Origin of the sequence: Caballeronia eucalypticola, from assembly GCF_047608185.1 — a bacterium.
Taxonomy (GTDB): domain Bacteria; phylum Pseudomonadota; class Gammaproteobacteria; order Burkholderiales; family Burkholderiaceae; genus Caballeronia.
In genome coordinates this window covers 1-13,986 of record NZ_JBLKRU010000054.1, presented here as the reverse complement: position 1 = coordinate 13,986, position 13,986 = coordinate 1, and the positions used below count along the sequence as shown (strand labels likewise).

The 13,986-nt window shown below is 60.2% G+C and carries 10 protein-coding genes; 1 reads left to right on the top strand and 9 read right to left on the bottom strand.

What is annotated here, in order from left to right; all coding sequences use genetic code 11:
• Nucleotide 1: 1 nt before the first annotated feature.
• From ACMX25_RS35165 to ACMX25_RS35150, 4 genes are all read right to left on the bottom strand, one after another.
• Nucleotides 2-820, bottom strand: coding sequence for an ABC transporter substrate-binding protein (locus tag ACMX25_RS35165; RefSeq protein WP_414954495.1), 819 nt, complete (start codon nucleotides 818-820; stop codon nucleotides 2-4).
• Between the two features lie 292 nt (nucleotides 821-1,112).
• Complete coding sequence (locus tag ACMX25_RS35160) at nucleotides 1,113-1,577, bottom strand: hypothetical protein (RefSeq protein WP_414954494.1); 465 nt, start codon at nucleotides 1,575-1,577, stop codon at nucleotides 1,113-1,115.
• A 208-nt stretch (nucleotides 1,578-1,785) separates the two neighbouring features.
• Nucleotides 1,786-2,118 carry a helix-turn-helix domain-containing protein gene (locus ACMX25_RS35155; protein ID WP_414954493.1) on the bottom strand — a complete coding sequence of 111 codons (333 nt, stop codon included), beginning with the start codon at nucleotides 2,116-2,118 and terminating at the stop codon, nucleotides 1,786-1,788.
• A gap of 89 nt (nucleotides 2,119-2,207) precedes the next feature.
• Nucleotides 2,208-3,149 carry a LysR substrate-binding domain-containing protein gene (locus ACMX25_RS35150; RefSeq protein ID WP_414954492.1) on the bottom strand — a complete coding sequence of 314 codons (942 nt, stop codon included), beginning with the start codon at nucleotides 3,147-3,149 and terminating at the stop codon, nucleotides 2,208-2,210.
• A gap of 95 nt (nucleotides 3,150-3,244) precedes the next feature.
• Here ACMX25_RS35150 and ACMX25_RS35145 point away from each other — a divergent pair, with 95 nt between their 5' ends.
• Nucleotides 3,245-6,844 (top strand): ABC transporter ATP-binding protein, encoded by a 3,600-nt coding sequence (locus tag ACMX25_RS35145; RefSeq protein WP_414954491.1) that lies wholly within the window; start codon nucleotides 3,245-3,247, stop codon nucleotides 6,842-6,844.
• 363 nt (nucleotides 6,845-7,207) lie between these two features.
• Here ACMX25_RS35145 and ACMX25_RS35140 read toward each other — a convergent pair whose 3' ends face one another.
• The 5 genes from ACMX25_RS35140 to ACMX25_RS35120 form a co-directional block, all read right to left on the bottom strand.
• A complete protein-coding gene (locus ACMX25_RS35140; protein WP_414954490.1) occupies nucleotides 7,208-7,612 on the bottom strand; it encodes a GreA/GreB family elongation factor in 405 nt (134 codons plus the stop codon).
• Between the two features lie 806 nt (nucleotides 7,613-8,418).
• Nucleotides 8,419-9,000: a xanthine dehydrogenase accessory protein XdhC gene (xdhC, locus tag ACMX25_RS35135; protein WP_414954489.1), complete on the bottom strand. Its 582-nt coding sequence runs from the start codon at nucleotides 8,998-9,000 to the stop codon at nucleotides 8,419-8,421.
• 13 nt (nucleotides 9,001-9,013) lie between these two features.
• Nucleotides 9,014-11,419, bottom strand: a complete 2,406-nt coding sequence (xdhB, locus tag ACMX25_RS35130; protein WP_414954488.1) for a xanthine dehydrogenase molybdopterin binding subunit — start codon at nucleotides 11,417-11,419, stop codon at nucleotides 9,014-9,016.
• A 27-nt stretch (nucleotides 11,420-11,446) separates the two neighbouring features.
• Nucleotides 11,447-12,952 carry a xanthine dehydrogenase small subunit gene (gene xdhA, locus ACMX25_RS35125; protein WP_414954487.1) on the bottom strand — a complete coding sequence of 502 codons (1,506 nt, stop codon included), beginning with the start codon at nucleotides 12,950-12,952 and terminating at the stop codon, nucleotides 11,447-11,449.
• Between the two features lie 289 nt (nucleotides 12,953-13,241).
• Nucleotides 13,242-13,986 (bottom strand): IS3 family transposase (locus tag ACMX25_RS35120; protein WP_414954486.1); only part of this gene is annotated, 745 nt, incomplete at its 5' end.

Below are 13,986 nucleotides of genomic sequence, written 5' to 3'. Positions count from 1 at the left end.
ATCAGCTCTTCTGCGGGTCGCCGATCTTGAACAAACGCGGCAATGGCGCGCGGCTTTTCGGTCCGAACCACTGATCGTAGATATGGCCCGCAGTACCGTTTGCCTCGAGACCCGTCAGCGTGTCGTTGACGACACTCAGCAGGCGCGGCTCGCCCTTGGGCACACCCACGCCCTCATAGTCGTTCGAGATGGTGAAAGCGGGAATTTCGTACTTGTCGCGGTCCGGTACGTTAGCGAGCAAGCCGACTAGCTTCGGACCATCCTGCGTGATCGCCTGGACGTTGCCCGTCCGAAGGGCGGCAAATGCAAAAGGCGTGTCGTCATAAGCCACGATAGTGGCTCGCGGAAACTGAGCGCGAACTTGTTGCTCGTTGGTCGTTCCTTTATCCGCGCCGATGCGTAAATCGTTCAGTTGATCCGGCGACTTCAGCGTGCCCTTCTTCGCGATGAATTGCGTACCCGAGGCGAAGTACGGCGTGCTGAAATCGACCTCTTTCTTGCGTTCATCGGTAATGGTGAAATTCGCAAAAACGAGATCCACTTTCTTCGATGTCAGGAACGCAATGCGGTTGGCCGGATTGGTCGGCTGAATATCAAGTTTCACGCCGAGTTTGTCAGCGACCGCTTTCGCATAGTCCACATCCAACCCGACTATCTTGTTCGTCTTTGGATCGACGAAGCCAAAGGGCGGATTACTGTCAAAAGTCGCCACGCGTAGCACGCCTGCCTTCTTGATATCGTCGAGGCGATCGGCATGCGCCAGGCTCGACATGAGCAGCATGGACCCCATGAAGGCTGCAGTGAGAAGATTGATTTTCATTTTGTATTGGTCTGCGCAGTTGTAGATAGAGCGAGCACACGAAGGGTGCATCACAGCCGGAAATGTAGCAGCGCTCCGGGCTGTGACGAACCATCAATTCGTGTTGTGCTAAGCGTCAGACGGAATAATCAATACGGGGGCGGTGAAGGTACAGATACAGATACTGGCAGGGTAATGGCGTCGCGCTCACGCCTGCCAGGACCACGAAGAATGCAATATCGCTTTTTCATGGCGATCGCTTTCCGTCGGAAGTCTGCAGGCGTGACCACTAGAACGGATGCTTCTCCTGAACTCAGGACATCGCGGCCAGGGCATCCATTAACTGCAGGGTCGGATAGTCTTGCACCAGCTTTTCGAAACCGCGCACGACATCCGCTTCCATCTCCCGGATGCCCTTCTCTCCGCTCACAGTAAATTTACCCGTCGCGTTGAATTGCCGGTTGAAATAGTCGCTCACCTCATCGATTCTTTCCGGGTTGGCCGAGTCGGTGTAAAGGACGGATCGCGGCGACGCCGCATCGTAAAACAGGTTGTGTTTCCATTTGGGCACGAACGAAACTGGTTTCGACTCAGTGATCAGGAACGAGCCGATGAGTTGTAGCCGACCCTTCTTTCCCTTCGGCGTCGCAAACGTCCATACCTTGCGCGGCAGGCGTTCTTTTAGTTGCTCGAGCACGGCTCCGTCAGATCCGAGCGTACCAATGCGGCCCTCTTTCACATCGAGCGCGAAGTCCTTCCAATGATAGAAAATATCCACATCTCTCCCAGTTCTTAATCAATTTGCCACAAGGTCTCAGGCCGATAAATCCGGCCGAGAATAGATCAGTCCATTCTAATGCCCACGGCGGTACGCCGTTTGAAACCGTTTCCCGCTGTACGGCGGACGCTCATTCACCGCTCTCGTTTTTTCCGTTGCCACGGCTAAAAAGCCCGCCGGAAGCTGCAAGCAGACGCACGCTTCGCGTTCAGAAATCATAGTCGTCGCTCGCCTTCCTGGGCTTGCCTGCGCGCATTGGGCGACGCGTCGCTTCAAGGGCCTTGCCATGCAGGTCGGCATCCGGATCGGCAACAGCGTCCAGGGCCTGCTCCAGACCGAGCGCGCAGAGAACGGTAAAGCAGACGCCGATTGCCGTGCCTGGCCTGCCGAGTTCCAGTGCGGTCAGGGTATTGCGGTTGATGCCGGCCTTGCTGGCAAGATCCGCGACCGACCAGCCGCGCCGGATGCGCGCGATCCGGACACGCTGACCCAGCTGGACAACCCGCTCGGCAGCTTGCAGCGGTATCACAAGATTGCTCATTTAGATAGGCATTAAACGCATTAATGCCTATTATACTAGGCAATGACCAAACCCGTCCGCCAGCGCCCAAGCGAGACCTCCCATGCATGTCAGATCGCCGAGCGCTCGAGCATGAAGGTTTGAAACTGGATCAGCGTCGGATCGGATGAGCGCTCGGGATGCAGGCGAATCACGAACTGCCACGACCCCGGCAATTCATGCTCTGGAAAGAGTCGCACCAGACGGCCGTGGGCCAGGTCGAAATCGATCAGCGGCGACCGGCCGAGTGCAACACCCTTCCCCGCAATCGCAGCGCCGATGATCGGATTAAAGCTGCTCAAGCGCACCAGGTTCTGCTCCGGAAGCACGCCGGCACCGAGCAGTGCAAACCACGTCTGCCAGTCTATTTCACGGCTCGATGCGTGATGCTCCTCTTGCAGCAAGCGATGCTCGGCGAGTATCTGCGGAGTAGCGGTCCGAGGGTCGATCAACAACGGACTGCACACGGGGAACACAGTCTCCCGGACCAGCGCCCGGTCGCTGGGATGCGAGTTCGGCGTATCGGTTGTCGAGCTTGACAATGGCACGCGCAGAATCGCGATATCGATCGTGTCATTCTGCCAATCCGGTTCATCGTCAAACACCCTCAGGTTCACCGCGATTTCCGGATGGCGCGTCGAGAACTCAACCACGTGAGGCGCAAGCCACAGCGATGAAAATGGCGCATTCGCTGAAACCGTCAACGTGCGCCGTCGCTTGCGCCGCCGCACAGCTAACCGCTCACAGGCCTCGCCCAACGGAATCAGACTCGCTTCAATGGCCAGCAGCAACTCCTGCCCCGCAGACGTGGGTTGCGCGCGTGAAGTCGTACCGCCGCGGTGCATCAACGTTGTACCCAACGCCGATTCCAGCGCGCGCAATTGATGGCTGATGGCGCTCTTGGTAACGTTGAGCTCTTCCGCCGCGCGGCTCAGGCTGCCGAGTCGGGCTACGGCTTCGAACGCCTTCAGGGCGGCCAGCGGAGGAATGTGGGGAGAGAGTCTTGGCATCATGGGTAAAGTTTAGCTCAACCCCGGTTGAGAAAGCATCGCTCGCGCGCCGCGCAGGTCCATGCCACGATGATCCAATACCTTGAGGAGTTATCCGGATGTATTTCGATCTTCGCCTTTGGCAATTGACCAAGGGACTACGCGGGCACATGGTGCTCAGCATCGTCGTCGGATTGCTGGCCTTGCTGGCCGGCATCGCGCGGTTTGTGTTTCTCGGCCAGTTGCTCGCGCAGGTGTTGCGAGGCAATCCCTGGCAGTCGTGGGTGGCGCCATCGGTGGCTGTAGCGGCCGCGATCGTACTGCGTGCGCTGCTGGATCACTGGCGCGCGAGCATCGCCTCCCGCACCGCAGCGCGAGCCCAGGAAACGCTGCGTGGCCAGTTGTATGACCGTATCGTGGCGCTTGGACCGGCGTGGTTCGCCGAACAACGCACGGGCGGCGTGATGTTGTCGGTCATCGATGGCGTCGAGCAGTTGCAGACCTTCTTCGGGCAGTATCTGCCGCAACTGGCCGTGGCCCTCTGCGCGCCGTTTGCCATCTTCGGCTTCATCGCATTCTGGGACCTGCCCGTGGCCACCGTGCTCCTGGTCGCCGCCCTGGTGGCGTTGTTCGGGCCGATCGCCGTACACATGCATGAACGCCGCACCAGCCTCGCGCGCGCCCAGGCATTCAAGGAGTTCGGTGAAACCTTTCTAGATGCAGTCCAGGGCCTGCCAACGCTCAAGGCGTTCGGGCAAAGCCGCGTCTGGGGCGAACGCCTCGCCACGCAGGCGCGTGCTGTATCCGACAACACTTTCTGGGTGCTCGCGGCAGGCCTTCTTACACGCGGCATCGTCGATCTGGGAGCCGCCCTGGGCGCTGCTCTGGCGCTCGTGCTTGGCGCGTGGCGCGTGACTCATGGACAGATGGACCTGACCACGCTCCTGATCGTATTGATGGCGGGTACGGAGATTTTCCGGCCGTTGCGCGAGCTGCGCAGCGTCCTGCATCAAGGCATGCTCGGGCAAGCCGCGACGGCGGGCATTCGCTCACTGCTCGAGGCCAACCCGCCGATGCCGGAGGCCGGTACGGACTCGTTGCGCGACGCGCCGGCATCGCTGGATTTCGACGATGTGCGTTTTGCCTATGCCGGCGGCCGCGGTCTCGCGCACCGCGGACTCACGTTCTCGGTGGCGGCCGGCGAGCGCATTGGCATCGTGGGGCCGAGCGGCGCAGGCAAGTCGTCGATCGTTCGCCTGCTTTTGCGCCAGTACGATCCTCAGGCCGGCAGTATCCGCATCGCAGGTCAGGATGTGCGTACGCTTGACCCCGATGCACTGCGCGCGAAGATCGCGGTGGTTGCGCAGGACACAATGCTGTTCGCGGGTACCGTCGAAGAAAACCTTCGGCTCGGGAGGCCGGATGCCACCCATGATGAAGTGGAAGCCGCCGCGCGGGCAGCCTACGCTCACGACTTTATTTCGAGCCTGCCTGATGGCTATCAGACTTCGATTGGCGAACGCGGTGTGCAACTGTCAGGTGGCCAGCGCCAACGGCTTGCCATTGCACGGGCACTGCTGCGCGATGCCCCAATCCTGATACTGGATGAAGCGCTCTCGGCCGTCGATGCGGAAAACGAGGCGCTGATTCAGCGGGCGCTGGACCGCCTGATGCAAGGCCGCACCACGCTGATCCTCGCGCATAGACTGTCGAGTGTGATCGGCGCCGATCGCATCCTGGTGCTGGACGATGGCCTTGTCGCGGAAAGTGGTACGCATGACGAACTAATGAAGCGAAGCGGGCTGTATCACCGCCTGATGGCGGCGCAAGTGACGCCTCGCAGTGTGTCGGCATTACGCTCAGATACAACGGCTCTTCAAACAGCCGTGCCTGGAACGAAGACCGCGCAAGCCGGTGAGACGGAAGAAGACACTGTGCAAGGTCCGCGCGAGCTCGATGCCGATGCAAGAACCCTGGGTTGGAAGGCCACGCTGGGGTCCCTGATCGCGGCAATCCACCCGTGGCGAGTGCGGCTTGTGTTGACCATTCTTTTGGGCGTTGGAAGAGTGACGGCTTTCATCGGTGTAGGTGTGCTGGGTGCATGGCTGGTTTCCGCGCTGCGTGCCGGCAATCCGCATCAGGCGATCGCGGCGTATCTGTTGCTCGTTGCGCCGCTCGCAGCAGTGTTGCACTGGCTTGAATCCTGGCTTGCCCACGACATGGCGTACCGGCTGCTGGCGGATCTTCGAATCCGCTTGTTCGGACAGCTTGATCGTCTGGCGCCCGGCTATCTCCTCCGCCGCCGCTCCGGCGATCTCGTAACGTTGGCGACGCAAGACGTTGAGACCATCGAATATTTTTATGCGCATACGGTCGCCCCGGCAATAGTCGCGGTGCTGGTGCCGGCCGCGGTCATAGGCGTCCTCGCAACGGCGGCCTGGCCGCTTGCACTCGGACTGCTGCCGTTCCTGGTGTACGCGATGCTCTCGCCGGTGCGCGGGCGCAACCGTATCGATGTATTAGGCAGCAAGGCGCGCGAATCCCTAGGTCTGCTCGGCGCGCATATGACGGAGACCATTCAGGGTTTGTCCGATCTGCTCGCGTTCCAGGCAACCGGGCGACGGCGCGATGCGTTCATGGCGCTGGCACGCGACTATAGTGTGACGCGGCTCTCGCTGCTGGCGGATCTGGCTCGTCAAACTGCGCTGCTGGATGTCGCGACCGGACTCGGCGGCTTGGCTGTTGCCGTGATAGGTGCGTTCCTGGTCTCGGCCGGGCAACTCTCCGCGGGGTGGCTGCCGATGCTGATCCTCCTCGCCGTGGCAGCCTTCATGCCGGTGGCTGAAATTGCGCAGGTGGGCAGGCAACTGGCCGATACCATCGCGTCGGCTCGGCGCTTGAGAGTCGTCCATGACGAGCCCGTTGCCGTGCTCGACGGAGAACGCGACTTGCAACCATCGCCGGGTGGATCGGAAGTCCGCTTTGACGACGCCCGCTTTGCTTACGCCGAGCGCGCGCAACCTGTGTTGAATGGCGTGTCTTTCTGCGTGCGTGCGGGTTCTACTGCGGCGCTTGTTGGCGCCTCGGGCGCCGGCAAGAGCACGATTGCGAATCTGCTGCTGCGTTTCTGGGACCCGGACACAGGTTCGGTTCAACTCGATGGCGTCGACTTGCGGCGCCTGCGGCTCGACTCGCTGCGCTCGCACGTTGCCCTCGTGTCACAGGACACGTATCTCTTCAACGACACCCTTGAGGCAAACATCCGCCTCGCGCGGCCCGACGCCAGCGCGGAAGCGCTACAACTCGCGCTTGCGCAGGCATCGCTTGGGGACTTCGTGGCAACGCTGCCGCAGGGGCTCGCCACGCGGGTGGGTGAACGGGGCGTGCAGTTGTCGGGCGGGCAGCGTCAGCGTGTGGCCATTGCGCGTGCTTTTCTCAAGGATGCACCGGTGCTGGTCCTGGATGAAGCAACGTCACACCTGGACGCCATCAGCGAAGCACAGGTACATGCCGCGCTGAAGACGCTCATGACCAATCGCACGACGCTGATCATTGCGCACCGGCTGGCTACCGTGCGCGAGGCCGACCTGATCATCGTGCTGGACCACGGCTCGGTGATTGAAGCGGGTCCGCACGCGCAACTGCTGGCGAACAACTCGGTCTATGCGCAACTGGTTAACCGGCAACAGGTGGGCAACGGCTTGCAGCAATCCGCGTGAGGTCTATGCTTACGTGAAGATCATCGGAAAAAGGGTCGAATTTGCAGGCCGACGCCGTTGGTCTTTCTGCGGCGGCGTACGAAGGGAGGTGGGAATGTTCCAGTCTCATCGGCAGAAAGCCTTGAGAGCGTTGCCAGTGCGCGTGATGGATCGCAAGGCCAGCCAAGACAGGTTCTTCGATGTGTGTTTGGGGGAGAGGCAGAGGTAAGCCGACAAATCTACTGGCCTTGGAATACGGTTTTGGCGGCGGCCCTCAGCGCGAATTTTGTTGCCGGCATGACGGACACAGCAGTTGAGTGCGATGCCTTGCGCATCGCCCCGCTCGTCCGTGCACGCCTTGATCTTGACGCACGCCTTTGGAAGTCAATCGGCTAAGGCCAGCTGTTCCGGACGGAACAAAATGCTTTTAACGATGTATTGAACCGGCACGCCGCTTGGCGGTCGACACTCCACTTTCTGCCCCACCCGTGTGCCGAGAAGCGCGAAACCCGTGGGCGAAAGAACCGATATACATCCCCGTTCATAGTCCGCTTCATCGGGATAGACGAGCGTCCATTGATGCGCTTCCCCGCTGGCAACAACCGTGCATTCGATTCGGGTGTTCACCATGACGACATCTGCCGGCACCTCGGCGGCATCAAGCAGCATGGCGGTACCCTCGAGTTCCTCCACGAGCGTACGGTGCTCGGATGAAGCACCCGACGCGCGCGCGCAACGCTTGAGCCGTTCCATATCGAGTTCGGACAGGATGGGCATACCTTTGGGCATGCTCTTGGTTCTGGATCTCGTTAATGGCGATGATTGAATTTTATTGAGTGACATAGGGTACCTCGTGGGTAAATTAAGAATCAAATGGGCTAATGCAACCGCCATCAAATCACTTGTTCTACTGTTAGTTATCCTGTGCGATAAACCACGCCATGCCGTTGATCCGTAAAAGACGTTGCGTGCGGCTGCATCGCTGTCCACGGTCCCGGAGAACCGGTGGATAAAAGCTTTCCTGGCGGTTTAAATCGCGGACGAAAATGATTGGTCACATCGCCGAACAGACGCGCACACGTGCGTTTCCAACGTCGGTTCCTGGTAGGGATCGACGCCGATGCGGTGATGTGAGATGTGCGGGAGGAGAAGGCCCGGTTCGCGCGTTAACTGACCATCAGTCGTTACGCAGGAGCCGGGCACAAGGAAGTGCCGACATGTCCGCCGGACGTGCGCGGCTCCGATTGAGCTGCGTGCCCCTCGATTTTTCGCTCGCACGCAGGCACCTTCCGGTCACAACCGGAAAATGGAACACTGCGAGTGAATGGAGCGAAATGAGAAACACGGCGGTTACCTAAGTCAAGAGCGCTGGGGAAGGACAACAGAAGCACATGACTTCATTAAAGCGTGTTTGTCAGGATATTGCAAGCTTTCAAACTCCGAATGCGCCTTCCGCTCGCCCAATGGAGCCGGATTCGGAACAATCCGGTTTGGGGAATCTGCCTTGCTGAAGGGGAACCTGGATGCTGCAACGATCCGTTTTTGCCGGCGCTAGATCACCTGCATGACGAACAGGGAGTCGCCGACAGCTCCCTTCATCGATAAAAATTGCTGCCTTCGCGCCCCGAGCATAGTTGAGCGCCGTACTGCGCCAAAGCCCTGACCTGCATCAACTGCGCACAAACGGCGACAGCAATGGAAGCCGGCGCCTTGTCCACAATCCCTTCCACGCCAATCGGACAGGTCATCTCCGTCAAGCGCGCCGGCTCAACACCTCGATCAACCAATCGCCGCTCGAATTTCACGCGCTTCGTCTTCGACCCGATCATGCCAAAGTAAGCGAAATCGTTACGTCGCATGATTCGAACTGCTAGCGAAAAATCGAGCGAATGGTCATGCGTCATCACCAGGAAGCACGCGCCGGAAGGCGCCGAATCAACGATCACATCCGGTGTATCCGTTGCTTCGATCTGCACGTTGTGGGGCACTTCATCGGGGAATAGTTCGTCGCGTGCATCGACCCATTGAACCACGCAAGGCAGCATGCCCAGCAACTTGACCAGCGCGTGGCCGACGTGCCCGGCGCCGAACAGCACGATATGCGTCGGCGGTGCGGCCGGCGGTACGGACACCCCGCTACGACGGCCGATCAGCACGCGTTCCTGGAGCATTTCCATAGCAAGCCTCGAATCAATAAGCGGCTGAGGGCGCAGCAACGGCAGTAGTGGCAGCTACTGCCGCGCGAACCGCATTCACGGCCTTCAAGATTTCCTCGCTCGTCGCGGGCGCGTTCAGCGGCGGATTCACCGTGTTATTGCCGACACTCGCCACTGCGTCGCGGATCGCAAAGAACACTGAAAACGGCAGCAGCAAGGGCGGTTCGCCAACAGCCTTCGACCGGTGGATGCTGTCCTCCGCATTGCGGTTCTTGAACAGCCGGACGTCGAATACGGGCGGGCAATCGTTGACGGTCGGGATCTTGTACGTGGACGGCGCGTGGGTCATCAGCTTGCCGCCCGCGTTCCACCACAATTCCTCGGTCGTCAGCCAACCCATGCCCTGGATGAAACCGCCTTCGACCTGTCCAACATCCAAAGCCGGATTGAGCGACGCGCCCACGTCGTGCAACGCATCGGCACGCAGCACACGCATCTCACCGGTCAGCGTGTCGATCACGACTTCGGAAACTGCTGCGCCATAGGAGTAGTAAGAGAACGGCCGTCCCTGCATCTTTCCCTGATCCCAGTAAAGCTTAGGAGTCTTGTAGAAACCATCGGACCATAACTGCACCCGCGCGCGGTACGCCTGCATGATCACTTCATCGAAAGGAATTGCCTTGTCACCGACCACAATCCGGTCGTCGATGAACCGTACGTCGCGCGCGTCGACTTCGCCCGCGCCATAGTGCTCGGCAGCAAGCGCGGCAAGCCGTTCGCGCAATTGACGCGCAGCATCTTGCGCGGCCTTGCCGTTCAGATCGCTGCCGGTCGACGCCGCGGTCGCCGATGTGTTCGCGACTTTGCTCGTGTCGGTCGCCGTCACGCGCACGCGGTTAAAACGAATGCCGAGCTCGTGCGCGACGACCTGCGCGACCTTCGTGTTTAGCCCCTGCCCCATCTCCGTGCCGCCATGATTCACGAGCACCGAGCCGTCGGTATAGATATGCACCAGCGCGCCGGCCTGGTTAAAGTGAGTCACATTGAACGCAATGCCGAATTTCACCGGCGTCAGTGCGAGTCCCTTTTTAAGCACATCGTTGTTCGCATTGAATTCGCGCACAGCCTCGCGACGAGCGCGGTAATTGCTGGTCGCTTCGAGCTCGTCGAGCAGTTCGTGAATCACGTTGTCTTCAACCGCCTGTCCGTATGGCGTGACGTTCTGCTCGGTCTTGCCGTACAAATTCCGGCGGCGTACATCGAGCGAATCGAGCCCTACCGAACGCGCGACGTTATCCATGATGTATTCGATCGCGAACGCGCCCTGCGGTCCGCCAAAGCCGCGAAACGCTGTGTTCGACTGCGTATTGGTCTTGCCGCAGAATCCATCGATAGAAACGTGCGGCAGCCAGTACGCATTGTCGAAATGGCACAGCGCGCGGGTCATCACAGGGCCCGAAAGATCAGCCGAAAAACCGCAGCGCGACGTCATGTCGACGGTCACGCCATCGATCAGTCCGGTGTCGTCATAACCCACTTCGTACGTGTAGTGAAAATCGTGCCGCTTGCCGGTGATCATCATGTCGTCGTCGCGATCCGGACGCAGCTTCACGGGACACAGCAGCTTCCATGCAGCGAGCGCCGCGCAACACGCGAACAGTCCCGATTGCGACTCCTTGCCGCCGAAGCCCCCGCCCATCCGCCTGCATTCGACCAGCACGTTATGCGACGCCAGGTTGAGCATATGGGCGACCATGTGCTGCATTTCCGACGGATGCTGCGTCGAGCACCACACGTGCATGCCGTCGTCGTCTTTCGGCACGGCGTAAGAAATCTGACCTTCGAGGTAGAACTGTTCCTGGCCGCCGAGCAGCATTTCGCCCGTTTCGCGATGGGCGGCCCACGCGATCTTCGCGCCGGCGTCGCCGCGCGCGAGCTTCATTGGCGGCAGCACGTGCGAGTTAGCGGCGCGCGCCTGTTGCGGTGTCAGGATTGCAGGCAACTCTTCATACACGACCTCGGCCCGGCGCGCGGCGCGGCGGGCAATGTCGTGGGACATCGCGACGACAATGAACATCGGCTGACCGACGAACTGCACGATGCCATCGGCGAGGATCGGGTCATCACCGTGAATGATCGGGCCGACATCGTTCACGCCGGGGATATCAGCGGCCGTGAAGACAGCGACAACGCCAGGCGTTGCCCGCACGGCGTCAAATGACATCGATACAATTTTTGCGTGCACCTTCGCGGACATTCCAAGCGCCGCGTGCAGCGTGCCGGCGACCACCGGAATGTCGTCGGTGTAACTCGCGCGGCCGCTGACATGCAGATGCGCCGATTCGTGCGGACGCGAAACGTGGACCTGCGTGAAGTCAGCTTCAAGGAGATCTTTGGCTTCCTTCATGTCCCTCAGGAACGGTTCAGCTTGCTGATTCATTCTGTTGTTCTCCGTGTCCGTTGAAGTTCAGGAAGCAGTCACTGCGCGTACATCGAGCGCCGCTTTCGGCAACGGATTATTTGGGCGTGTCTCAAGCCAGAATCGATGCAACGTGTTCTTCGCGGCTTCGAGCCGATAGTCGCTCGACGCGCGCATATCGGACAACGGCGCGTAGTCTTTCGCGAGCGCGAGCATCGCGGCCTGCGCAGTGGCTTCGTGCCAGTCGGCGTCGCGCAGCACGTCTTCCACGTGGGTCGCGCGCTTGGGTGTTGCGGCCATTCCGCCGAACGCGATGCGCGGGTCACGTATCACGTCGCCATCGGCGATAAACGAAAGCGCCGCGCACACTGCCGAGATATCCGAGTCGAAACGCTTCGATAACTTGTAGGTGCGGAACTTCAGGTTTGCGCGCACGCCGGTCCGCGTGGGCACTTTCAAGCCGAGGACAAACTCGTGCTCGGCCATGTCCTTCTTCTGATACGCGAGGTAGAGGTCTTCGAGCGGCATGACGCGATCGATATCATTGCCGCGAACGATCACGTGCGCGCCGAGCGCGATCAGTCCGGGCATGGAGTCGCCAATCGGCGAACCGTTCGCGATGTTGCCGCCAAGCGTGCCGGCATTGCGAATTGGCAGCGACGCAAAGCGCTTCCACATTTCCTTCAGCTCGGGATAGTGCTTGGCGAGTTCTTCGTAAGCTCGTTCGACCGTGACGCCCGCGCCAATTTCAATCCAGTCGCTCGACGTTTCGATCTTCTGCAATGCGTCGATTCGCCCGACATAGACGATGTCGCCAAGATCGCGCATCAGCTTGGTGACCCACAGGCCGATGTCGGTGCTGCCGGACAGAATGCGCGTCGATGGCTTGGCCGCCTTGATCAGCGCAAGTTCTTCCACGGTGCGCGGTGCATCGAAGCGCTGGCCCGCATGTTCGTAGTGGAATGTGTCTTCGCGTTCGAGCGTGGCGAGCGTGCGGGACAGCGCGGCGATATCGACCGGGGCTTTTGGCGCGGGGATTTCGAACATCCGCTCCGCCGCGTCAACGATCGGCCGGTAGCCGGTGCAGCGGCACAGATTACCGGTCAACGCGTCGGAGATATCGGCGCGTGACGGAACGGTCTTGTTCGCGCATGCGTGTTCGTGCCCGTGTTTTTCGTACAAGGACCACATCGACATCACGAAGCCCGGCGTGCAGAAGCCGCACTGCGAGCCGTGGCATTCGACCATCGCTTCCTGCACCGGATGCAGCGAACCGTCGGGCTGGCGTAAGTCTTCGACGGTGAATAACGCTTTGCCGTCGAGCGCTGGCAGGAACTGGATGCACGCGTTGACCGTCTTGAACTTGACCCCGCCCGCTTCGTCGCGTTCGCCCAGAACGACAGTGCACGCGCCGCAATCGCCTTCGGCGCAGCCCTCTTTCGTGCCGGTGCAGAGCGCGTCTTCGCGCAGGTACTGGAGGACGGTGCGGGTCACGGCTGCGTCGCTGACCTCGCGGATCGCGTTGCGGTGGTAGAAGCGGATGGGCTGGCTCATGTCTCGTTGCTCGCGTTGGTTTGCGCTGCTGCTTTTAGGGCTGTCGTCGCGTCTTTTTAGCGTTGCTGTGGTGGCGTCGAAGCATCGTTCTGCGCTTTTTCGGCCGGGCTGAGCGCCGCCACAGTGACGGTTCGCAAAGTATCACCGTCAATATTCAGAACCCATAGCAGGGGAGATATGCACGTCATATCGCTGCGGCGATAAGTCACGGGATGTGGGGCTGGGGGTATGAGACGTGGCCCCGTTCATTCGGACAGTTTTTTCGATTTTTAAGTGGAACGCTGGGCGGTCACGCTGCCGATTTAATCGCGGGCAGCATCGCGAAGTAAGCTTCATCCGGGGTCTTGTCCGACAGACTTGAATGAGGCCTTTGCTGGTTGTACCACGTCAGGTAATGGTCGATTGACTTCCTTGCGTGTGCGACAGATTCGTAAGCCTTCAAATACACTTCTTCGTACTTCACGCTGCGCCACAGCCGTTCGATAAAAACGTTGTCCCGCCAGCTTCCCTTGCCGTCCATCGACAGAGCGATCCCACGCGAGCGGACCGCGTCGGTGAAGTCTGTACTGGTGAACTGGCTGCCTTGATCGGTATTGACGATCTCAGGCAATCCATACTTCGCGAACGCTTCTTCAAGCGCTGCCACCGCATGCTCAGCTTCCATCGTGATCGCGACTCGGTGGGCTAAAACACGGCGGCTGGCCCAATCGATCACAGCAGTGAGATAGACGAAGCCCTGTGCCATAGGCACGTATGTCGTGTCCAATGCGAACACCTCGTTGCTGCGCTCGATCTTCCGATCGCGCAACAGGTACGGCCAAATCTTGTGAGCCAGATGTTTGCGGCTCAAGTTCGGCTTGCGATACAGCGCCTCGATGCCCATTTTGCGCATCAACGTGCCGACGTGCTTGCGTCCAATCGCGATGCCCTCTCTCTTGAGCAAGCGCATTAACATGCGCGCGCCGGCAAACGGATGCTCCAGGTGCAACTCGTCGATCCGGCGCATGAGCGCCAGATCTGCGGCACTGACCGGG